Genomic DNA, 22,309 nt, shown 5'->3' on the forward strand with positions numbered 1-22,309 from the left:
CGCAGGCTGCGCCAGCTCCTACAGGGGTACGCATTCCCGTGTAGGAGCTGGCGTAGCCTGCGATCTTTTGACTTTCAGGCCGCCAATTCTCCATCCGCGATGGCCGCCGACGCCGCCAACATCGCCCGCAACAACACCGCACACCCCGCAGCCAAATCATCGGGTGCGGCGTTTTCGATTTCGTTGTGGCTGATGCCGCCTTCGCAAGGCACGAAGATCATCCCCGCCGGGCCGAGTTCGGCGAGGAAGATCGCGTCATGCCCTGCCCCGCTGACGATGTCCATGTGCGACAGCCCCAACCCTTGCGCCGCGCCGCGTACCGCTTCGACGCAGCCCTTGTCGAAGTACAGCGGCGGGAAGTCAGCGGTGGGCGTCAGTTCGAAGGTCAGGCCGTGTTCCTCGCAGGTGGTTTCGATGACCTCGCGGACTTCGGCGATCATTGAATCAAGTCGCGCCGGCTCCAGATGACGGAAGTCCAGGGTCATGCGTACTTCGCCGGGAATCACGTTGCGCGAGCCGGGGTAGGCTTGCAGGCAGCCGACGGTGCCGCACGCGTGGGGTTGATGGCCAAGGGCGGCGCGATTGACCGCGCCGACGATCACCGAGGCGCCGACCAGGGCGTCCTTGCGCAGGTGCATTGGTGTCGGGCCAGCGTGGGCTTCGACGCCGCGCAGTTTCAGGTCGAACCATTTCTGCCCGAGGGCGCCCATGACCACGCCGATAGTTTTGCGCTCATCCTCAAGAATCGGGCCTTGCTCGATGTGGGCCTCGAAATACGCGCCCACGGCATGGCCGCTGACCTGGCGCGGCCCGGCATAGCCGATGGCGTTCAGGGCTTCGCCGACGGTCACGCCCTCGGCATCGACCTTGGCCAGGGTTTCTTCGAGGGTGAATTTTTCCGCGAACACGCCGGAGCCCATCATGCACGGGGCGAAGCGCGAGCCTTCTTCGTTGGTCCAGACCACCACTTCCAGCGGCGCTTCGGTTTCCACCTTCAGGTCATTGAGGGTGCGCAAGACTTCGACCCCGGCCAGCACGCCGAAGCAGCCGTCGAACTTGCCGCCGGTGGGTTGAGTGTCGATGTGGCTGCCGGTCATCACCGGTGGCAGGTTCGGGTTGCGCCCCGGACGGCGGGCGAAGATGTTGCCGACAGCGTCGATGCTGACGGTGCAGCCAGCTTCTTCGCACCAGTTCACGAAGATGTCCCGGGCCTGGCGGTCGAGGTCGGTCAGGGCCAACCGGCAGACGCCGCCCTTGACCGTGGCACCGAGTTTGGCGAGGTCCATGAGCGACTGCCACAGACGGTCGCGGTTGATGTGCTGATGGGTGGACTGCAGAACGTCTACGGCAGCGTTCATGATGATCTCCTCAGGCAGTTGTTATGTTTTTTCAGGCATTTCTTTGGTGTATTCGAGGCCGTCATCGCGAGCAGGCTCGCTCCCACAGTTGAAATGCGTTCCCCTTGTGGGAGCGAGCCTGCTCGCGAAGGGGCCATCCCTCACACCGCCGATTTCACGGCCGTAGGACTCGGCCGCATCACACTCAACCCGTAATAAATCAGTCCACCCAGCACCGAGCCGGTGAACCAGCCATAGTCGTAGAACCAGCTAAACGCATCGCTGCCCAGCGACAGCAGTGTCAGCGCCACCGGCACGCCGAACGCGATAAAGCCGAACCAGTTCCACGCCGGATAAACGTCATCACGGTAAAGTCCGGCCAAATCAAGTTCCTGTTTCTTGATCAGGAAATAGTCCACCACCATGATCCCGGCGATCGGGCCCAACAGGCTCGAATAGCCCAGCAACCAGTTGGAATACACCGTCTCCAGGCTTAAATCCGAAACGATCAGTCCAAGCTTTTTCAGCAACTCATGGGCCATCAGCGCCAACCCGACCAGCCCCGTGAGCATCACCGCTGTGGTGCGGTTGATGTACTTGGGCGCGACGTTCTGGAAATCGTTGGTCGGCGACACGATATTGGCTGCGGTGTTGGTCGATAGCGTGGCGATGATGATCAGCGCCATGGCCAGGGCGACCCAGACCGGGCTCTGGATATGGCCGATAAGAGTGACCGGATCAGAGACAGTGACGCCCACCAGTTTTACCGAAGCAGCCGTCATCACCACACCAAGGGAGGCGAACAGGAACATGGTCAGGGGCAAGCCGATAATCTGCCCGACGATCTGATCCTTCTGGCTTTTCGCGTAGCGGCTGAAGTCCGGAATGTTCAGCGACAAGGTGGCCCAGAACCCGACCATGGCGGTCAGCCCGGCGGCAAAATAACTGGCCACGCTGGCCCCTTCCGGACGCTTGGCCGGGATCGCCAGCAACTCGGTCATCGACACATTCGGCATCGCCCACACCAGCAGCCCCACGCCCACCAGCACCAACAACGGCGCCGAGAGGGTTTCCAGCCATTTGATCGAGTCCGCCCCGCGAATCACCACCCACAGGTTCAAGGCCCAGAACACCATGAAGCCGATAACCTCACCGGTGCCGCCGAGGGCTTTCCAGTCATCGAACACCGAACCGAGAAACAGGTGAATGGCCAGCCCGCCGAACATGGTCTGGATGCCGAACCAGCCACACGCCACCAGGGCACGGATCAGGCACGGTATGTTGGAACCGAGGATGCCGAAGGATGAGCGCAGCAACACCGGAAACGGAATGCCGTACTTGGTGCCGGGAAAGGCGTTCAGGGTCAGCGGGATCAGCACGATGATGTTGGCGAACAGAATCGCCAGCAGGGCTTCGCCCACGGTCAGGCCGAAATAGGCGGTGAGCACGCCGCCAAGGGTGTAGGTCGGCACGCAGATCGCCATGCCGACCCATAACGCGGTGATATGCCATTTGTTCCAGGTTCGTTCGCGCACCTTGGTCGGTGCCATGTCGTGGTTGTAACGGGGACTGTCGAGGACGTCGCTGCCGGCTTCGAGCTCAAACAAGCCGTCGCGCTCGGTCACTTGCGATCTGATCTGTTGCATGGCCGCTCCACTGTTCTTTTGATTATTTTTGCTCATCAGAGGCTGGCGCGAGGTGCGCAAGCCGGACGATGGCCGGAGAAACTGACAACTTTCATGGACCGGCCAAGGTGTCAGCGGCGGCATCAATAAACGTGCCGGGTGCCCCGCTAGCGCATCGGGCAGTGCCATAAAACTTCGCTAACCAACTGATGTTAATCAGCTTTATTTACCCAACTATTGAATCCGCGGTGAGTTGCCATGCCACTCAGGCCGAATGTCAGGCAAGTTGTCCGAACAGTCAGGACTCAATCTGGTGCGTCGATCTTTTTTGAAAGATTGCGCATCAACCATAGACCATCCTCAAGCGGCTGATTTCACATAGAAAATCTCGTCTATTTTTTGAACCTGTCAAGTGCGTCAAAATGGTGAGAGGCCTCACCATTTTGGTGATTTTCAGTTTTTATCGTTATTTTTCAACCAGTTAAATAAGTAATAAGCTTATAAAAAATATTCTTGCTCAATCCACAAACTGCAGCTAGCGTCTATTCTTGACAGCGCTGACAGGAATACACCGATTGGCGTCTGCTTCATATAAAACATTTAGAACCGGCATCAGTCGGTCAATGCCTGCGAGGAACTCGGAATGTCTCTGTTGATCCGTGGCGCCACCGTTATTACCCATGATGAAAGTTATCGCGCCGACGTCTATTGCGCCGACGGCGTGATCAAAGCCATCGGTGAAAACCTCGATGTTCCCGCCGATGCGCAAGTGCTCGACGGCAGCGGACAATACCTGATGCCCGGCGGCATCGACCCGCACACTCATATGCAGCTGCCCTTCATGGGCACGGTCGCCAGCGAGGACTTCTTCAGCGGCACCGCGGCAGGGCTTGCCGGCGGCACCACCTCGATCATCGACTTCGTGATTCCCAACCCGCAGCAATCGTTGATGGAGGCGTTTCATCAATGGCGCGGCTGGGCGGAGAAGTCGGCGTCGGATTACGGTTTCCACGTCGCCATTACCTGGTGGAGCGAGCAGGTCCGCGAAGAAATGGCCGAGCTGGTCAGCCAGCACGGGGTCAACAGCTTCAAGCATTTCATGGCCTACAAGAACGCGATCATGGCAGCCGACGACACTTTGGTAGCGAGTTTCGAGCGCTGCCTGGAGTTGGGCGCGGTGCCGACCGTGCATGCGGAAAACGGCGAGCTGGTCTATCACCTGCAACGCAAATTGATGGCCCAGGGCATGACCGGGCCGGAAGCGCACCCGCTGTCGCGGCCTTCGCAGGTGGAAGGTGAAGCCGCGAGCCGGGCGATCCGCATCGCCGAAACCCTCGGCACGCCGCTGTACCTTGTCCACGTCTCGACCAAGGAAGCCCTCGACGAAATCACCTACGCCCGCGCCAAGGGCCAACCGGTCTACGGCGAAGTGCTGGCCGGGCATCTGCTATTGGACGACAGTGTTTACCAACACCCGGACTGGCAGACCGCCGCCGGTTACGTGATGAGCCCGCCCTTCCGTCCTCGCGGCCATCAGGAAGCCCTTTGGCATGGCCTGCAAGCGGGCAACCTGCACACCACCGCCACCGACCACTGCTGCTTCTGCGCCGAACAAAAAGCCGCCGGCCGTGACGACTTCAGCAAAATCCCCAACGGCACCGCGGGTATCGAAGACCGCATGGCGGTGCTCTGGGATGAGGGGGTGAACACCGGGCGCTTGTCGATGCAGCACTTCGTTGCCCTCACTTCCACCAACACCGCGAAAATCTTCAACCTCTATCCGCGCAAGGGTGCGATTCGAGTGGGCGCCGATGCGGATCTGGTGCTCTGGGATCCGGAAGGTACGCGGACGATTTCAGCCAAGACTCATCACCAGCAAGTCGACTTCAACATCTTTGAAGGCAAGACCGTGCGCGGCGTGCCGAGCCACACCGTCAGCCAGGGCCGAGTGGTGTGGGCCGATGGTGACTTGCGGGCCGAGCGTGGTGCCGGTCGGTATATCGAACGGCCGGCGTATCCGGCGGTGTTTGATTTGCTGAGCAAGCGGGCTGAGTTGTGCAGGCCGGTTGCTGTGAAACGCTGAGATCGAGGCCTTCGGCCTTCGCGGGCAAGCCTCGCTCCTACAGGGGTATGCATTCCAAATGCAGGAGCGAGGCTTGCCCGCGAAGAGGCCGGCCCAGGCAACAAAAAAACCAATGCCCACCAGAGGCAGCACCTCAAATAACCGTGAGGCCAACACCGTGATCAAGACCCTGAACCATCTCCCGCATCCCCATGAGGACGCGGCCGCCCTCGCCGGCCATTTCACCGATCTGGCGCCGCCACTCAACGACCGTCAGGCGCATCTGGAAGCCTCGCGTTGTCTGTATTGCTACGACGCGCCCTGCGTGAATGCCTGTCCGAGCGACATCGATATTCCGTCGTTCATCCGCAATATCCATCAGGAGAACGTTCAGGGCGCGGCGCAAAAAATCCTCTCGGCCAACATCCTCGGCGGCAGTTGTGCCCGGGTCTGTCCGACGGAAATCCTCTGCCAGCAAGCCTGCGTGCGCAACAACGCGCAGGAATGCGCACCGGTGTTGATCGGCCTGCTGCAACGCTATGCCGTGGACAACGCACACTTCAGTGAACACCCATTCCAACGCGCCGCCCCGACCGGCAAGCGCATCGCCGTGGTCGGTGCCGGCCCGGCCGGTTTGTCGTGCGCGCACCGCAGTGCCATGCACGGCCATGATGTGGTGATATTCGAGGCACGGGAAAAGGCTGGCGGCCTCAACGAATACGGGATCGCCAAGTACAAACTGGTGGACGATTACGCACAGAAGGAACTTGAGTTCCTGATGGGGATTGGCGGAATCGAGATTCGCCACGGGCACAAACTCGGCGACAACCTGACCCTCAGCGAACTGCATCAGCAATTCGATGCGGTGTTCCTCGGCCTCGGCCTGGCCGCCAGCAAACAGTTGGGACTGGCCCATGAAGATGCCCCCGGCCTGCTCGCCGCCACCGACTACATCCGCGAACTGCGTCAGGCCGATGACCTGACGCAACTGCCACTGGCCGAGCACTGCATTGTCCTTGGTGCCGGCAATACCGCCATCGACATGGCCGTGCAAATGGCTCGTCTCGGTGCCCGCGACGTCAATCTGGTGTACCGCCGTGGCGTCGAGGACATGGGCGCTACAGGTCACGAACAGGACATCGCCAAGGCTAATCAGGTGCGGCTGTTGACGTGGGCTCAACCTGAAGAAGTGCTACTCGATGATCAAGGCAACGTGCGCGGTATGCGCTTCGCTCGCACCCGGTTGGTGGAAGGTCGTCTGCAAACCACCGGAGAAACCTTCGAACTGGCCGCCGACGCGATCTTCAAAGCCATCGGCCAGGCTTTTGATGGCAGCGCCCTCGCCGATCCGCTGGCCCGTGAACTCAAGCGTCAGGGCGACCGCATCCTCGTCGACGAACAGCTGCGCACCAGCATCCCCGGCGTGTATGCCGGCGGCGACTGCACCAGCCTCGATCAGGACCTCACCGTGCAGGCCGTGCAGCACGGCAAGCTGGCCGCCGAGGCTATCAACGCTCAACTCATGCTCAACGTGGAGGCTGCGTAAATGGCCGATCTCTCGATTGTCTTCGCCGGCATCAAAGCCCCCAATCCGTTCTGGCTGGCCTCCGCGCCGCCGACCGACAAAGCCTACAACGTGGTTCGCGCGTTCGAGGCCGGTTGGGGCGGCGTGGTCTGGAAAACCCTGGGTGAAGACCCGGCAGCGGTCAACGTGTCGTCACGTTACTCGGCGCACTTCGGCGCCAACCGCGAAGTGGTGGGCTTCAACAACATCGAGCTGATCACAGACCGCTCGCTGGAGATCAACTTGCGGGAAATCACCCAGGTCAAAAAGGACTGGCCGGACCGTGCGCTGATCGTGTCGCTGATGGTGCCCTGCGTCGAAGAGTCGTGGAAACAGATCCTGCCGCTGGTGGAAGCCACCGGGGCCGATGGCATCGAGCTGAATTTCGGCTGCCCCCACGGCATGCCGGAACGGGGCATGGGCGCGGCGGTCGGCCAGGTGCCGGAATACGTCGAACAGGTCACCCGCTGGTGCAAGACTTATTGCTCGCTGCCGGTAATCGTCAAGCTCACACCGAACATCACCGACATCCGTGTCGCCGCCCGTGCCGCGCACCGTGGCGGGGCCGATGCGGTGTCGTTGATCAATACGATCAACTCGATCACCAGCGTCAACCTGGAACGCATGGTCGCCAATCCCGCCGTCGGCAGCCAAAGCACCCATGGTGGTTATTGCGGCTCGGCGGTGAAGCCGATTGCGTTGAACATGGTCGCCGAGATCGCCCGCGATCCTCAGACCCAAGGCTTGCCGATCTCCGGCATTGGCGGCATCGGCAGTTGGCGCGATGCGGCGGAATTCATTGCGCTGGGCAGCGGCTCGGTACAGGTGTGCACGGCGGCGATGCTGCATGGTTTCCGGATTGTCGAGGAGATGAAGGACGGTTTGTCGCGCTGGATGGACAGTCAGGGCTACGCCAGCGTGTCGGAGTTTTCCGGGCGTGCGGTGGGCAATACCACGGACTGGAAGTACCTGGACATCAACTACCAGGTGATTGCGAAGATTGATCAGGCGGCGTGTATCGGTTGCGGTCGCTGCCACATCGCTTGCGAAGACACCTCGCACCAGGCGATTGCGAGCCTTAAGCAGGCGGACGGGACGCATAAATATGAAGTGATCGATGATGAGTGCGTGGGGTGCAATCTGTGTCAGATCACGTGTCCGGTGCAGGATTGCATCGAGATGGTGCCGATGGAGAACGGCAAGCCGTTTCTGGATTGGAATCATGATCCGAGGAATCCGTACCATGTTGCCCCTTGAAATCAGCGGCGTCTGAACGGACGCCATCGCGAGCAGGCTCGCTCCCACAGGGATCTTTGTTGTACGCAGGATTGGTGTACGACATAAAACCACTGTGGGAGCGAGCCTGCTCGCGAAGAGGCCGGCAATAGCGCCAAAAATCTCAAGGCTCCAACCCGATCCCGCGCAGGATCACGCTGGTCACCGTCTGCACCGCCCGCTCGAACTGCATGTCCGACAGCGGCTGGTGATCGTTAAGAATATTCACCTGGTGATCGAAGTCCGCGTAATGCTGGGTCGAGGCCCAGATCATGTACAGCAGGCTGGACGGCTCCACCGGCAGGATGCGTTTGTCCTCCACCCACTGGCGAATTTTCGCTTCTTTCATCTTGGCCCAGTCGTACAGGCTGGCGTCGAGTTTCTCACCCAATGTCGGCGCACCGTGGATGATTTCGTTGGCCCAGACTTTCGAACCGTACGGCCGGCTGCGGGAATGGTTCATCTTGGCGCGGATGTAGCTGCTGAGCACCACTCGCGGGTCATCGAACATCTCGAAGCACAGGGCATCCTGCTTCCAGACCTCCAGCAAACCCAGGAGCACCGCGCTGTACAGCTCGCTCTTGGTGCTGAAGTAGTAATGCAGGTTGGAACGCGGCAGTTGCACTTCGGCGGCGATGTCGGCCATGGCGGTGCTGCCGAAACCTTTTTCGGCGAAGACTTTTTCGGCCCCCAGCAGAATCTTTTCGACGTTACTGCGACGAATCTCGATCTTGTGATTGCCCATGAGGGCTCCCTGACAACAACGTTGATCAAGACTAGCATCCGCTCTGGATCGGGGCGACAGGGGAAAACGAAACTTCGTACGGCGGTCTTGTGGCAGGTAAACTGGCCGCCTCTTTGAACCTGCCGTTGAGGTCTTCACGATGCTGCTCAAAAACGCCCTGACTGCCACCGCCCTCCTCGGCTCGATGCTCGCCGCCTCGTCGGTGTTTGCCCACGCGCACCTGAAAAGCCAGACCCCGGCGGCCGACAGCACCGTGAGCGCGCCGTCGGAACTGCGCCTGAAGTTTTCCGAAGGGGTTGAAGCGACGTTCACCAAAGTGACGATCAGCAAGGACGGCGCCTACGTCCCGGTAAAAAGCCTCGCCACCGAAGGCAGCGACAAGAAAACCCTGATCGTCACCCCGGCCGCGCCGTTGGCCGCTGGCGATTACAAAGTCGAATGGCACGCCGTGTCGGTCGACACCCATAAAAGCGAAGGCGCCTACCGCTTCAAGGTGGGTCAGTAATTCATGGCCGAGGCGCTGGTGCTGTGCCGCTTTGTGCATTTCACCGTGGTGCTGATGCTGTTCGGGGCCTGGGTGTTCAGGCCTCTGCTGTTGGGCCGTGAAACCGCGTGGCTGGATCCGTCCCTGGCGCGAGTGACTCGCTGGCTTACCGCTATAGCGTTGATCAGTGGGGTCGTCTGGTTGCTGCTGATCACCGCCAGCATGGCCGGCGCCCCGGAGGCGGCATTCGATCCGGCGACGCTAGGGTTGGTGCTGAGCAATACCTTTTTCGGTCAGGTCTGGCGCTGGCATCTGCTGCTCAATCTATTGCTCATGGCCCTGCTGCTGACGCCCTGGCGTTCCAGCGTGACTTGGCGCATCAGCCTTTCCTGCCTGCTGCTCGCGACCCTGGCCCCGGTCGGTCATGGCGCCATGCTCGATGGCCTGCAAGGCCAGTTGCTGATCCTTAACCAGATCATTCACCTGACCTGCGTCGGCGCCTGGCTGGGTGGGTTGATGCTGTTGGTGATGATCTTGCGCCAACCGGCCGATCATCCCTTGAACGCGATATTGCAACGCTTCAGCGGGATCGGTTACGCCTTGGTGGCGGGACTGGTGATGACCGGGCTGATCAACGTGCGGGTATTGACCGGCGCGCTCTGGCCGACGCCGTTACTGTCCGGGTTTGCGCTGATCCTGTTGATCAAGGTTGTGCTGGTGATCGGGATGTTGGGGTTGGCATTGTTCAATCGGCTGCGGCTCAAGGATTGCCAGCAGTGCCCGGACCTGTTGCGTGCCAGCGTCATGCTCGAGTGGTTGCTGGGGATTGGCGCGGTGGCAGCGGTTTCGCTACTGGGGACGATGCCCCCGATGACCACTGCCTGAACACAAATCCCTCCGTAGGAGCGAGGCTTGCCCGCGAAGAGGGACTGTCAGCCGACATCAATGCTGAATGACAGACCGCTTTCGCGGGCAAGCCTCGCTCCTACAGGGGGCGGTGTCAGTCAGCGGTGATCGCGGCGGCGGTATCAATACTCACCACCACCGACATCCCCGGTCGCAACCGCTCGCTCTGTTCCTGGTCGGCATCGACGGTGATCCGTACCGGCACCCGCTGGGCAATCTTGACGAAGTTGCCGGTGGCGTTGTCGGCCTGCAACAGGCTGAACTCGGATCCCGTGGCCGGCGAAATCCGCTGTACACGCCCGTGGAATTCACGGTGGTTCAGCGCATCGACCGTGAAGCTCACCGGCTGGCCGACCCGTACGTTGTCCATCTGGGTTTCCTTCATGTTGGCGATCACCCACAACTGGTTCGGCACCAGCGCCATCAGTTGTGCCCCGGAGTTCACGTAGGCGCCGAGGCGCACGCCGATCTGTCCGAGTTGCCCATCGCGCGGCGCCAGCACGCGGGTGTTCGACAAGTCGATCCGTGCCAGTTGCACCGCCGCTTCAGCGTTGGCCACCGCGGCTTCCAGGGAGCCGCGATTGACGATCACCGTTTGCAGATCCTGCCGGGAGATTTCCAGATTGGCCTGGGCCTGCGCCACGGCGGCAATGGTCTGCGCATTGGCGGCCAGGGTCACGTCCAGTTCGCGTTTCGACACCGAGCCATCGCTGATCAGCTCCTTGTTACGGCGCAAATCCGCTTCACTTTTGCGCAACTGTGCCTGGGCGTCGGCGACGGCGGCCTGACGCAACTTGATGGTCGCTTCGGCGCTGTTGCGTTGCTGCACCACGTTGGCCAGCGCGGCTTTCTCCACCGCCAACTGCGCCTGGGACTGATCGAGGCGCTGCTTGTAGATGCGGTCGTCGAGGCGCACCAGCAAATCCCCGGCCTTCACAAACTGGAAATCCTGCACCGGCACTTCGTACACGTAACCGCTGAGCTGCGGGCCGATGATCGTCACCTGGCCTCGCACCAGCGCGTTTTCCGTGGTCTCGACCGCACTGCTGAACGGCGGCAGTTGCCAGGCGTACAACACGATCAGCACGCCGACGATGGCAATCGCTGCAAAGCCCAGGGACGAGATAATCCGCACCCGCAGCGAACGGGGCTCGGTGGCCGGCGAGGACGGCGGCGTCTGGTCTTCCGGGGTGGCGGCGATGGCGTTGGTGGTCGTGGTCGGTTCGGTCATGAAGAAGTGGCACCGCTGGGTTGTACGGTTGGAGTGGCAGGCTCTGGGGCGACGGTGGTGCTCATCAGCCACAGGGCGCGAATGGAAATCCAGATCATGGTCAACACCGCGATCACGGCAATCAGCATGAACACATCGTTGTAGGCCAATACATTGGCCTCGCGGGTGGCGGCGGTGGCCAGGCTGCGAATGCCTTGCAGGTTGCGCAGGCTCGGGTCAGCGATCATTGAGGCGACCGCGTTACCGCCGCTCTGTACCCGCGCCGCCACCCGCGGGTCGAGCAGGGTCAATTGCTCGACGATGTGGCTGGAGTGGAATTTCTCGCGCACGATCTGGAACGTCCCCAGCAATGCCGCGCCGATCAAGCCGCCGAGGTTCTGGCAGATACCGAACAGCACCGAGAAACTCACCAGATTGCGCGGGCTGCTCAGCACGTTGCGCATGCCGAAGACCATGGTCGGCCCGAGAAAAAACGTCCCGCCGAAGGCCAGCAGGAACTGGCTGAAGTACAGGTTTTCCGGGCGGGTCAGGTTGTTCGAATAACTGTCCATCACCGACCCGACCGCCATCAACGCGAGAGAGATGATCAACGGCATGATCAAGTGTTTGGGATCGATGGTCAGGGCGCTGGTGGCCAGACCGGCAATACTGCCGATCAACATCACCACATACAGGCTGTGCAGCTGCTGGCTGCTCATGTTCAGCGCCTGCATGAACCCCACCGCGCCAGTGGATTGTTCCGAGGTCACCATGCGGATCAGGATCACCGCCAAGGCCAGGCGAACCATTGCGCCGCTGCCGAGCCAGCGGGTCATCAGCATCGGGTTGCTGCGGTTGTGCTCGATGGCCAGGCCCGTGAGGATCAACACGATCGAGGCCGCCGAGGCCACGCCGATCCACTGCGCTTCGAGCCACCAGTCGATCCGCCCCAGGGACAACACCGCGCAAAGCAAAGCCACGCCGCTGGCGAGGATGGCGAAGGTCAGGAAGTCGAGTTTTTCGAAGGTCTTGAAGCGATCACCTGGTGGCAGTTTCAGCAGGAACACGCAGCCAAGGGACAACAGCGCCATGCCCAATTCGAACAGATACAGCCCGCGCCACTCGGCGATCTGCAGCAGGTCTTCGGAGAACAACCGCGCCATGGGCAACGCCAGTTGCGAGGTGCCCAGGCCCAACACCAACGCCTTCATCCGCCATTTCGCCGGGAAGGCCTGGATCATGTAATACAGGCCCAACGAACTCAGCGCCGCACCGACCATGCCGTGGGCCGCGCGCACGGCGATCGCCGAACTCAGGTCATTGACGAACAAATGGCCGAAGGTCACCAGCGCATAGAGCATCAGGAACACTTCGGTGAACGCCCGCAGGCCGAACTGCTGACGAAACTTCACCAGCAGCAGGTTCATCGATACGTTGGTCATCACATAAGCCGCCGGCAACCAGGCCATCTCGGCGGTGGTCGCCCCCAGCGCGCCTTGCAGGTAAGGCAGGTTGGCGATCACCAGCGAGTTGCCGAGGCCGCCGGTCAATGCCACCAGCAAACCCACCAGCGCGTAGGCCAGCCGCTTGGGGTTGGCGTGCAATGGCGTCGAGGGTGAACCGGGCAGGCTGGGCCGCTCGTGGGGCTGCCAGTTGCGCGGGGCGTAGTGATCCATTCGATGGCCTTGGTTCAAGGAGTGTTGTCAGTTTGCCACAGCTGAAACACAAATCCCTTGTGGCACTACCTGTGGCGAGGGGGCTTGCCCCCGTTTGAGTGCGTAGCACTCACAAAACTTTTGTTTACATCAGAGATTTTGGGGCTGCTTCGCGGCCCAACGGGGGCAAGCCCCCTCGCCACAGGCTTACTCCCGCATTGGATTGTGTACTCAGGAGGATTCGTAAATTCTGTTTAAAAGTCTTCTCGCCCGCGGCGGATTTTTCCTGGGCAAGCCAAATGACACCCTAACGGCACTGTTCAACTCAAAAGGTGGCCCCTATGACCACTGCCCGTTGGCAACGCTCCCCCCGCCTGCTGAAAAATCTGCTGGCCGCCGCCGTTACGCCAAGTCCCATCCGAAAGTCAGTTTCATGCACAAGGATCAGATTGCCCAGATCGTGCTGACCGAAAAGAACCCTCTGACCGATAACACCGAGGCAGCGTACAACCATTGACTCAGGTGAATGCAGCCCTCGCTGGGCTGCATCCTTCGCCAAGTCATCGTATAACCAACCCTTGGCCGGACGTTTATCCGGCTCACTGATAGGTCATCATCACGACGATCTATTTCTGCACTCGGTCGCCTGCAATGTGGAATGACCCTCCGTCAATTTCCATGAACCTGTCGTTGACAAGCACCGGAAAGCCTACCAATACTTCGCCTAGTCATACGACAACCTACAACAAACCAATAACAACAACTTCATGTACAGGGACTTTCATGATGACCACTCCCCCAGTCCGTGCGCCTTTCAATCGCCTGCTCCTGACCGGCGCCGCCGGTGGCCTCGGTAAAGTCCTGCGCGAACGCCTGCGGCCATACGCCAACGTACTCCGTCTGTCGGACATCGCCGCCATGACACCGGCAATCGATGAGCGCGAAGAAGTCGTGCCGTGCGACCTCGCCGACAAGCAAGCAGTACATCAACTGGTCGAAGGCGTGGATGCGATCCTGCACTTCGGCGGCGTGTCGGTGGAGCGTCCGTTCGAAGATATTCTCGGCGCCAACATCTGCGGGGTGTTCCATATCTACGAAGCGGCCCGTCGCCATGGCGTGAAACGGGTGATTTTTGCCAGTTCCAACCACGTCATCGGCTTTTACAAGCAGGACGAAACCCTCGACGCCCACTCCCCTCGCCGCCCGGATGGCTATTACGGCTTGTCCAAGTCCTACGGCGAAGACATGGCCAGTTTCTACTTTGATCGCCATGGCATCGAGACGGTCAGCATCCGCATCGGCTCCTCGTTCCCGGAACCACAGAACCGCCGAATGATGAGCACCTGGCTGAGCTTCGACGACATGACCCAACTGCTCGAACGCGCGTTGTACACCCCGAATGTCGGCCACACCGTGGTGTATGGCATGTCCGACAACAAGAGCATCTGGTGGGACAACCGTTTTGCCGCGCACCTGGGTTATGCGCCACAGGACACGTCCGAAGTCTTCCGCGAAAAAGTCGAAGCCCAGCCAATGCCTGCCGAAGATGATCCGGCCAGGGTTTATCAGGGTGGTGCCTTTGTCGCGGCCGGGCCGTTCGGCGACTGAGCCCTCGCCAATCCCCACATAACAAAGCCAAGGGAATGCGTTGCCATGCAAGCCGAATTGATTGTCGATGCCCGCAATGCGGTCGGTGAAAGCCCGGTGTGGGTCCCCGAGGAAAACGCCCTGTACTGGGTCGATATTCCGACCGGTGGATTACAGCGCTGGAATGCCGACAGCGGGCACGTTCACGCCTGGAAAGCCCCGCAAATGCTCGCCTGTATCGCTCGTCACAGCGCGGGTGGCTGGGTCGCCGGCATGGAAAGCGGATTCTTTCACCTGCACCCGCACAACGATGGCAGCCTCGACAGCGAACTGCTGGCCCACGTCGATCACGCCCGCCCCGACATGCGCCTGAACGATGGCCGCTGTGATCGCCAGGGCCGTTTCTGGGCCGGCAGCATGGTGCTGAACATGGGCGCCAACGCCGCCGACGGCAGGCTCTATCGCTACAGTGCAGGACAACCCGGGCCGCTCGACGCCAGGCTCAGCGGTTTCATCGTGCCCAACGGCCTGGGCTTCAGCCCGGACGGCAAGACCATGTACCTCTCGGATTCGCACCCGAATGTGCAGCATATCTGGGCCTTCGATTACGACATCGACAGCGGCACGCCGTCCAACCGTCGGCTGTTCGTCGACATGCATCACTTCCTTGGCCGCCCCGATGGCGCGGCAGTGGATGCCGAAGGTTGCTATTGGATTTGCGCCAACGACGCCGGGTTGATTCACCGTTTCACCCCCGATGGCGGACTGGATCGTTCGCTCCCCGTGCCGGTGAAAAAACCGACCATGTGCGCCTTCGGTGGCAGCCAGCTCGACACCCTGTTTGTGACCTCGATCCGCCCCGCTGACGACCATGACGAACAGTCGCTGGCCGGCAGCGTCTTCGCCCTCAACCCCGGCGTCAAAGGCTTGCCGGAACCGGTGTTCAACGAATTGCTTTAACCCCTCTGCTGCATTGCTGTGCCTTGAATAAAAAAACAACAAGACTGGAGACACACCCCATGGACTTCAAACGCACCTTGCTCGCCGCCGCACTTCCCATCACTGCAGCACTCACCTTCACCCTCAGCAGCGCCGCACAGGCACTGGAAATCAAATTCGCCGACATTCACCCCGCCGGTTACCCGACCGTGGTCGCCGAGGAACAGTTGGGTAAAACCCTGGTGGCCGACAGCAACGGCAAACTGACTTTCAAGATGTTCGCCGGCGGTGTGCTCGGTTCGGAAAAAGAAGTCATCGAGCAGGCCCAGGTTGGCGCCATTCAGATGGCCCGGGTCAGCCTCGGCATCGTCGGGCCGGTGGTGCCGGACGTGAACGTGTTCAACATGCCATTCGTATTCCGCGACCAGGCGCACATGCGCAAAGTCATCGACGGTGAGGTCGGCGATGAGATCCTCGACAAGATCACCAACTCCGAATTCAACCTGGTCGCCCTGGCCTGGATGGACGGCGGCACGCGCAATATCTACACCAAGAAACCGGTACGCAGCCTCGCCGACCTCAAAGGCATGAAGATCCGCGTGCAAGGCAACCCGATGTTCATCGATACCATCAACGCCATGGGCGGCAACGGTATTGGCATGGACACCGGCGAGATCTTCAGTGCATTGCAGACCGGGGTGATCGACGGCGCGGAAAACAACCCGCCGACCCTGCTCGAACACAACCACTACCAGAACGCCAAGTTCTACAGCCTGACCGGGCACCTGATCCTGCCCGAGCCAATCGTGATGTCGAAAATCACCTGGGAAAAACTCAGCCCCGACCAGCAGGTGCTGGTGAAGAAAGCCGCCAAAGCCGCACAGGCCCAGGAACGCACACTGTGGGATGCGAAGTCCGCCAGCAGCGAAGAAAAACTCAAGGCTGCCGGCGTCGAGTTCATCACCGTCGACAAAAAACCTTTCTATGAAGCCACGGCGTCGGTCCGGGAAAAATACGGCGCGCCTTACGCCGACCTGATCAAGCGCATCGAAGCCGTTCAGTAACCCTCCCTGCATTCATGAAAGGCCCGGCACCGTTGACGAGTGAATCGTCAGCGGCGCCCGGTTACGGTGAAACCCGATGAAGAATCTGCTGCTGCGCATCAACGACAGGATTTACATGACCTGCATCTGGGTTGCCGGCCTGTCGGTCCTGGCTATTTCCCTGATCATTCCCTGGGGCGTCTTCGCCCGTTACGTCCTTGGCACCGGTTCCAGTTGGCCGGAGCCCACCGCGATTTTGCTGATGATGGTCTTCACCTTCATCGGCGCCGCTGCCAGTTATCGCGCCGGAGCGCACATGGCCGTGGCCATGCTCACCGACCGCATGCCCCCCGAACTGCGCAAGGCCATGAGCATCGTTTCGCAGCTGCTGATGGCGACCATTTGCCTGTTCATGGCCATCTGGGGCACCAAGCTCTGTATGTCCACCTGGAACCAGTTCATGAGCTCTCTGCCCACTCTGCGCGTGGGCATCACCTACATGCCGATTCCCGTGGGCGGTGTGCTGACGCTGATTTTCGTGCTGGAAAAACTCTTGCTCGGTGACCAGAGCAACCGTCGGGTCGTGCGTTTCGACCTGGTTGAAGAAAGCGAAGGAGCCGCATAAATGGACGCTCTGATTCTGCTCGGCAGTTTTATCGCTTTGATCCTGATCGGCATGCCGGTCGCCTACGCCCTGGGGCTTTCTGCCCTGATCGGTGCGTGGTGGATCGACATCCCGTTCCAGGCGCTGATGATTCAGGTCGCCGGTGGCGTGAACAAATTCTCGTTGCTGGCGATTCCGTTCTTCGTGCTCGCCGGTGCGATCATGGCCGAGGGCGGCATGTCCCGGCGACTGGTGGCTTTTGCCGGGGTGCTGGTGGGGTTCGTGCGCGGCGGGTTGTCGCTGGTGAACATCATGGCCTCGACCTTCTTCGGCGCGATTTCTGGCTCTTCGGTGGCGGACACGGCGTCGGTCGGTTCGGTGCTGATTCCGGAAATGGAACGTCGCGGCTACCCGCGGGATTTCTCCACCGCGGTGACGGTCAGCGGTTCGGTGCAAGCCCTGTTGACGCCGCCCAGCCATAACTCGGTGCTCTACTCGCTGGCCGCTGGCGGGACCGTTTCGATCGCTTCGCTGTTCATGGCCGGCGTGGTGCCGGGCCTGCTGATGAGCGCGTGCCTGATGGTGCTGTGCCTGATCTTCGCCAGAAAGCGCAATTACCCCAAGGGCGAAGTCATTCCGCTCAAGGAGGCGCTGAAAATCTGCGGTGAAGCGATGTGGGGCATGATGGCGATGGTCATCATTCTCGGCGGCATTCTCTCGGGCATCTTCACCGCCACCGAATCGGCGGCGATCGCGGTGCTGTGGGCGTTCTTCGTCACCATGTTCATTTACCGCGACTACAAGTGGAGTGAGCTGCCCAAGTTGATGCACCGCACGGTGCGCACTATCTCGATCGTGATGATCCTGATCGGCTTCGCCGCCAGCTTCGGCTACATCATGACGCTGATGCAGATCCCGGCGAAGATCACCACGATGTTCCTGACCCTGTCGGACAACCGTTACGTGATCCTGATGTGCATCAACGTGATGCTGCTGTTGCTCGGCACGGTGATGGACATGGCGCCGCTGATCCTGATCCTCACGCCGATTCTGATGCCGGTGATTCTGGGCATTGGTGTGGACCCGGTGCAGTTCGGCATGATCATGCTGGTGAACCTGGGGATCGGCTTGATCACGCCGCCAGTGGGCGCGGTGCTGTTTGTCGGCTCAGCGGTGGGCAAGGTCAGTATCGAAAGCACCGTAAAAGCGCTGCTGCCGTTCTATGGCGTGCTGTTCCTGGTACTGATGGCCGTGACCTACATTCCCGCCATTTCGCTGTGGTTGCCGCATTTGGTGTTGTAACCCTTTATTTGCAGGAGCCAGGCTTGCCGGCGAAAGCGTTCTTGAGTACGCCTTCGCCGGCAAGCCTGGCTCCTGCAAAGGCCATTCATTCATGTCCCACAAACCTTCATATCGCTGGTCAACATGACGCCAACAATCCTCGAACTCGAAGACGAACTCACCCGCCTCACCCTCGCCCCCGAACTCGGTGCGAGCATCGTCAACTGGACGGAACGCAGCACCGGCCAACCGCTGTTGCGCCACAGCGATCAGCACGCCTTGAACACCGGCCTGCCCGGCAAACTCGCCTGCTATCCCTTGGCGCCGTGGTCGAACCGAATCTCGGAGGGTGGTTTCGATTGCCCGGATGGCTGGCTCGCGCTGGCGCCCAACAGCCTCACCGATCCCCTGCCGATTCACGGCAGTGCCTGGCAACAGCCGTGGCAGATCGTCTCGCACACCCGCGATGAAATCGTCCTGCAACTCGACAGCACCACACCCTTCGCTTATCGCGCAAGGCAACGTTTCCATCTGAGTGAGGGCAAGTTGAGCATCGATTTGCAGGTCACCCATCTGGCTGAACACGCCGCCTGGCATGGCCTCGGTTTACACCCCTACTTCCCGCGCACTGCAGGCACTCGGTTGCAGACGCAGGCGCGACAGGTCTGGTTGTGCGACAGCACAAAACTGCCAACACAACTCACTTCGATACCCAAGGATTGGGACTTCAGCCAGCCCCGGGCATTACCCGAAACGCTGGTGGACAACGGCTTTTGCGAATGGGACGGCCACTGCCTGATCCAGCAACCCGAACTGGGTTATGAACTGGAATGCCAGGCCACCGGCAGCGACTACTACCTGCTCTACTGCCCCGTAGGCCTGGAATTTTTCTGCATCGAACCGGTAAGCCACCCGGTCAATGCCCATCACTTGCCGGGTCGGCCAGGGTTGCGTTTGCTGGAGCACGGCCAATCTGCCGAGCTCGGTTTCAGCCTGCGCTACCGCTACGCCAACAGCTGAGTCAGCACCGCGCGCAACTTGCCGGGTTTCACCGGTTTGTTCAGCAGCGGCGCGTCGAGTCGCTGCAGTGAGCGCCGACATTGGTCGGTGCGGTCGGCGGTGATGATCACCGCCGGAATCGCCTGGCTGAAATGCTCGCGCAAATGCCGCACCACTTCACAGCCCACCACCCCGTGATCCAGGTGATAGTCCGCCAGAATCACTTCCGGCGCCTGTCCCTGCAAAGCCACCAGCGCGGTGGCCTCGTCGGTGGCGGTGACCACCTCGCAGCCCCACTGGCCGAGCAGCGCGCTCATGCTTTCAAGAATGCTGACCTCGTTGTCCAGCACCAACAGACGCCGGCCCGGCAATGGGTTGCCGGTACTTGGCTGCGGCGCGACCTGACTGATCGGCAGTGGGATTTCATGGGAAATCGGCACCTCGATGCTGAACATCGAACCGCGCCCCGGCAGCGAATGAACCTGAATCCTGTAGTCGAGGATCTTGGCAATGCGTTCGACAATCGCCAGCCCCAGGCCCACGCCCTTGCGATCGGCGGCGCGCCCGACGTCCAGTTGGTTGAACTCGAGGAAGATCGAGTCAAGACGAGCCGCCGGGATCCCGCGCCCGGTGTCCCAGACTTCGATACGCAGCGCATCGCCCCGGCGTCTTGCCCCCAGCAGAATGCAGCCTTCGTCGGTGTAGCGGCAGGCATTGCTGAGGAAGTTGCGCAAAATCCGCGTCATCAAGCGCAAGTCGGTATGAAGGGCGTAATCGCCCATGTGCACCCGCAGGTTCAACCCGGCTGCCGCAGCCACCGACTGAAACTCCGAGACCAGTGGCGCGAACAATTCGTCGAGGCGGTACAGGGCAATATCCGGCTTCACCGCGGCCTGATCGAGCCGGGAAATATCCAGCAGATCGGTGAGCAAATCTTCAGCCCCTTCCAGCGCCTGATGCGTGCGCTCCACCAACACCTGCTCAACGTCGGGCAGTTTGCGCTCGCGCAAGGTCGAGATCAGCAAACGCGCGGCGTTGAGCGGTTGCAGCAAGTCGTGACTGGCAGCGGCGAGGTATTTGTCCTTGCTGCGATTGGCCGCCTCGGCGGCATCACGGGCATCGCGCAAGGCTTCTGCGGCGTCCAGCAACTCGTTGGTGCGCGCGGTGACCCGCTGCTCCAGTTCGTCATTGAGTTGTTGCAGGCGTTGTTGGGCCAGTTTTCGCTCAGTGATGTCGGCGACAAAACCCTCCACCAAACCTTCCTGATCCGGTTTGAGCAGCAGGTTCATCAATACGTCGAGGACGCTGCCGTCCTTGCGCCGCAGCTGAGTTTCATAGCCCAGCAGGCTGCGCTCGCGCTGGAGGATTTCGCCGATGCTTTCCAGTTCTTGCGCCCCGCCGACGAACAGCGTGCCCGCCAGGTCCGTCAGGGAAAACAGCACCTCCTGCGGATTTTGATAACCGAGCATCCGCGCCAGCGCCGGGTTGGCGGCGCGCATGCCCTCCAGCAAGCTGGCCTGGAAGATCCCTTGCACCGCGTTTTCGAACAGCCATTTATAGCGGTTGCGTTCGGTTTCCAGTTCATCCAGGCGCGCGGCCAGTTCCGGGTAATGACTCTTGCGCGTCGAATGGTTGCCTAAGCCGAGTAACCCGGCCAGCGCCCGTTGTTGCTCGTCAGAGGGCTTCGCCATAGACGACCTCGACGTCGCGCTGACTGGATTCGCGCGGGTTGGTAAGGATGCACGGGTCGTGCATGGCGTGTTGCGACAGGAACGGAATGTCCGCCGTACTCACCCCGTGCAGGCCCAGGGTTTCGTGGAAGCCAATGGCGTGCTTGAGGGCGATCAGGTGCTCGACCAGTCGCCCGCAAATCTGCCGGTGATTGAGGCCACGGCAATCAATACCGAAGGTCTCGGCGATCACCTTGAAGCGCTCCGGCGCCGAGCTGTAGTTGAACGCCACCACATGCTCCACCAGCACCGCATTGCACAAACCATGAGGCAGATCGAGAAAGCCGCCAAGGCTGTGGGACATGGCGTGCACCGCGCCAAGGATCGCGTTGGAAAACGCCAACCCGGCCTGCATGCTGCCGAGCATGATTTTCTCGCGCAGGGCGATGTCGCTGGGGTTGGCGATCATTTGCACCAGATTGACGTTGATCAGCCGCATCGCTTCCAGCGCATGAGGGTCGGTGAGCGGCCCGTGACCGGTAGAAACGAAGGCTTCGATGGCGTGGACCAACGCGTCGATGCCGGTACAGGCCGACAGGAACGGGTCCATGCTCAGGGTGGTTTCCGGATCGATCAGCGACACGTCCGGCACTGCGGCCTTGCTGACGATGGAGAATTTCATGCGTTCTTGCTGATTGGAGATGATCACGAATTGCGACACGTCGGCCGAAGTGCCGGCGGTGGTCGGGATCAGGATCAGCGGCGGGCTGGGCATGCGCAACATGTCCACGCCCTCGAATTCGAGGATGTTGCGCCCGTGGGCGACGACGATGCCAATGCCTTTGCCGCAGTCCATCGGGCTGCCGCCGCCGATCGCCACGATCACATCGCAGTGATTCTCCCGGTACAGCTCGGCGCCGAGCATGACCTCTTCAATCCGTGGGTTGGGCGAAACGTCGCTATATAAAAAGTAATCAATGCCCAGGGCTTGCAGGCTGGCCTCGACATCGGCGACCCAACCGGCGGCAATCACACCGGGGTCGCTGACCACCAGCACCTTGCGGGCGCCGAAGGTCTTGGCATAGTTGCCGACGTTGTGCCGACAGCCGGCACCGAAGATGATTTCAGGCGAAACGAATTTACGCAGCTGGCTGAGATTCTGGCTCATTGGAAAGCCTGTTTTTATTGTTTTGGAAGGTAAAGCCCACACTAAAGCATCCGGCTGCGAATGCAATCAGACCAATGGATAGCCGCCGCCCGGGGTGCACTCCAATTTCAGACTCACCGAAGATCCCCGGTGGGAGGGGCTTTTGTGGCGAGGGG

20 protein-coding genes are annotated in these 22,309 nt (G+C 60.8%); 12 read left to right on the forward strand and 8 right to left on the reverse strand.

Going from position 1 to position 22,309, the window contains the following annotated elements; genetic code table 11:
- Positions 1-74: 74 nt before the first annotated feature.
- Together PMI30_RS15490 and PMI30_RS15485 are read right to left on the reverse strand one after the other, a co-directional pair.
- On the reverse strand, positions 75-1,358 hold the full coding sequence (locus PMI30_RS15490) for a Zn-dependent hydrolase (protein ID WP_008009702.1): 1,284 nt from the start codon (positions 1,356-1,358) through the stop codon (positions 75-77).
- A gap of 140 nt (positions 1,359-1,498) precedes the next feature.
- Positions 1,499-2,983 carry an NCS1 family nucleobase:cation symporter-1 gene (locus tag PMI30_RS15485; RefSeq protein ID WP_008009704.1) on the reverse strand — a complete coding sequence of 495 codons (1,485 nt, stop codon included), beginning with the start codon at positions 2,981-2,983 and terminating at the stop codon, positions 1,499-1,501.
- Between the two features lie 622 nt (positions 2,984-3,605).
- Here PMI30_RS15485 and hydA point away from each other — a divergent pair.
- From hydA to preA, 3 genes are all read left to right on the forward strand, one after another.
- Positions 3,606-5,045 carry a dihydropyrimidinase gene (gene hydA, locus PMI30_RS15480; RefSeq protein ID WP_008009707.1) on the forward strand — a complete coding sequence of 480 codons (1,440 nt, stop codon included), beginning with the start codon at positions 3,606-3,608 and terminating at the stop codon, positions 5,043-5,045.
- A gap of 157 nt (positions 5,046-5,202) precedes the next feature.
- Positions 5,203-6,570, forward strand: coding sequence for an NAD(P)-dependent oxidoreductase (locus PMI30_RS15475; RefSeq protein ID WP_032835420.1), 1,368 nt, complete (start codon positions 5,203-5,205; stop codon positions 6,568-6,570).
- Complete coding sequence (preA, locus tag PMI30_RS15470; protein WP_008009712.1) at positions 6,571-7,845, forward strand: NAD-dependent dihydropyrimidine dehydrogenase subunit PreA; 1,275 nt, start codon at positions 6,571-6,573, stop codon at positions 7,843-7,845.
- A gap of 142 nt (positions 7,846-7,987) precedes the next feature.
- On the opposite strand, the gene PMI30_RS15465 is transcribed toward preA, so the two are convergent.
- Positions 7,988-8,608: a TetR/AcrR family transcriptional regulator gene (locus PMI30_RS15465; protein WP_007899508.1), complete on the reverse strand. Its 621-nt coding sequence runs from the start codon at positions 8,606-8,608 to the stop codon at positions 7,988-7,990.
- A 139-nt stretch (positions 8,609-8,747) separates the two neighbouring features.
- On the opposite strand from PMI30_RS15465, the gene copC reads away from it, so the two are divergent.
- Positions 8,748-9,113: a copper homeostasis periplasmic binding protein CopC gene (gene copC, locus PMI30_RS15460; RefSeq protein ID WP_008009714.1), complete on the forward strand. Its 366-nt coding sequence runs from the start codon at positions 8,748-8,750 to the stop codon at positions 9,111-9,113.
- A gap of 3 nt (positions 9,114-9,116) precedes the next feature.
- Positions 9,117-9,977 (forward strand): copper homeostasis membrane protein CopD, encoded by an 861-nt coding sequence (gene copD, locus PMI30_RS15455; protein ID WP_032835418.1) that lies wholly within the window; start codon positions 9,117-9,119, stop codon positions 9,975-9,977.
- Positions 9,978-10,092: 115 nt separating this feature from the next.
- Here the strand turns inward: copD and PMI30_RS15450 are convergent, their stop codons facing one another.
- Positions 10,093-11,229 carry an HlyD family secretion protein gene (locus PMI30_RS15450; RefSeq protein ID WP_008009717.1) on the reverse strand — a complete coding sequence of 379 codons (1,137 nt, stop codon included), beginning with the start codon at positions 11,227-11,229 and terminating at the stop codon, positions 10,093-10,095.
- Positions 11,226-12,884: an MFS transporter gene (locus PMI30_RS15445; RefSeq protein ID WP_008009718.1), complete on the reverse strand. Its 1,659-nt coding sequence runs from the start codon at positions 12,882-12,884 to the stop codon at positions 11,226-11,228. Before PMI30_RS15445 ends, PMI30_RS15450 begins: the two co-directional genes overlap by 4 nt.
- A gap of 334 nt (positions 12,885-13,218) precedes the next feature.
- Between PMI30_RS15445 and PMI30_RS31290 the strand changes: the two genes are divergently transcribed.
- The 7 genes from PMI30_RS31290 to PMI30_RS15415 all read left to right on the forward strand — a co-directional run bounded on the left by PMI30_RS31290 (position 13,219) and on the right by PMI30_RS15415 (position 19,337).
- Positions 13,219-13,380: a hypothetical protein gene (locus PMI30_RS31290; protein ID WP_238541990.1), complete on the forward strand. Its 162-nt coding sequence runs from the start codon at positions 13,219-13,221 to the stop codon at positions 13,378-13,380.
- A gap of 266 nt (positions 13,381-13,646) precedes the next feature.
- Positions 13,647-14,471: an NAD-dependent epimerase/dehydratase family protein gene (locus tag PMI30_RS15440; protein ID WP_008009720.1), complete on the forward strand. Its 825-nt coding sequence runs from the start codon at positions 13,647-13,649 to the stop codon at positions 14,469-14,471.
- A gap of 45 nt (positions 14,472-14,516) precedes the next feature.
- On the forward strand, positions 14,517-15,410 hold the full coding sequence (locus PMI30_RS15435; RefSeq protein WP_008009722.1) for an SMP-30/gluconolactonase/LRE family protein: 894 nt from the start codon (positions 14,517-14,519) through the stop codon (positions 15,408-15,410).
- Positions 15,411-15,469: 59 nt separating this feature from the next.
- Positions 15,470-16,453 (forward strand): TRAP transporter substrate-binding protein, encoded by a 984-nt coding sequence (locus PMI30_RS15430; protein ID WP_008009724.1) that lies wholly within the window; start codon positions 15,470-15,472, stop codon positions 16,451-16,453.
- Between the two features lie 76 nt (positions 16,454-16,529).
- Entirely contained in the window at positions 16,530-17,057 is a 528-nt protein-coding gene (locus tag PMI30_RS15425) for a TRAP transporter small permease (RefSeq protein WP_032835419.1), read from the forward strand.
- Positions 17,058-18,338: a TRAP transporter large permease gene (locus tag PMI30_RS15420; RefSeq protein WP_008009728.1), complete on the forward strand. Its 1,281-nt coding sequence runs from the start codon at positions 17,058-17,060 to the stop codon at positions 18,336-18,338.
- Positions 18,339-18,461: 123 nt separating this feature from the next.
- The gene (locus tag PMI30_RS15415; RefSeq protein ID WP_008009729.1) at positions 18,462-19,337 is read left to right on the forward strand and encodes an aldose 1-epimerase; all 876 of its coding nucleotides are present in this window, start codon (positions 18,462-18,464) and stop codon (positions 19,335-19,337) included.
- Here the strand turns inward: PMI30_RS15415 and PMI30_RS15410 are convergent.
- From PMI30_RS15410 to PMI30_RS31700, 3 genes are all read right to left on the reverse strand, one after another.
- Positions 19,322-21,007, reverse strand: a complete 1,686-nt coding sequence (locus PMI30_RS15410; protein ID WP_008009731.1) for a PAS domain-containing hybrid sensor histidine kinase/response regulator — start codon at positions 21,005-21,007, stop codon at positions 19,322-19,324. The two genes, PMI30_RS15415 and PMI30_RS15410, sit on opposite strands and share 16 nt — an antisense overlap.
- Complete coding sequence (ercA, locus tag PMI30_RS15405; protein WP_008009732.1) at positions 20,991-22,154, reverse strand: alcohol dehydrogenase-like regulatory protein ErcA; 1,164 nt, start codon at positions 22,152-22,154, stop codon at positions 20,991-20,993. Before ercA ends, PMI30_RS15410 begins: the two co-directional genes overlap by 17 nt.
- A partial coding sequence (locus tag PMI30_RS31700) for a hypothetical protein (protein WP_238541991.1) occupies positions 22,126-22,309 on the reverse strand: 184 nt, incomplete at its 5' end. The genes ercA and PMI30_RS31700, both read right to left, overlap by 29 nt.

This window comes from Pseudomonas sp. GM50, from assembly GCF_000282375.1.
GTDB lineage: Bacteria > Pseudomonadota > Gammaproteobacteria > Pseudomonadales > Pseudomonadaceae > Aquipseudomonas.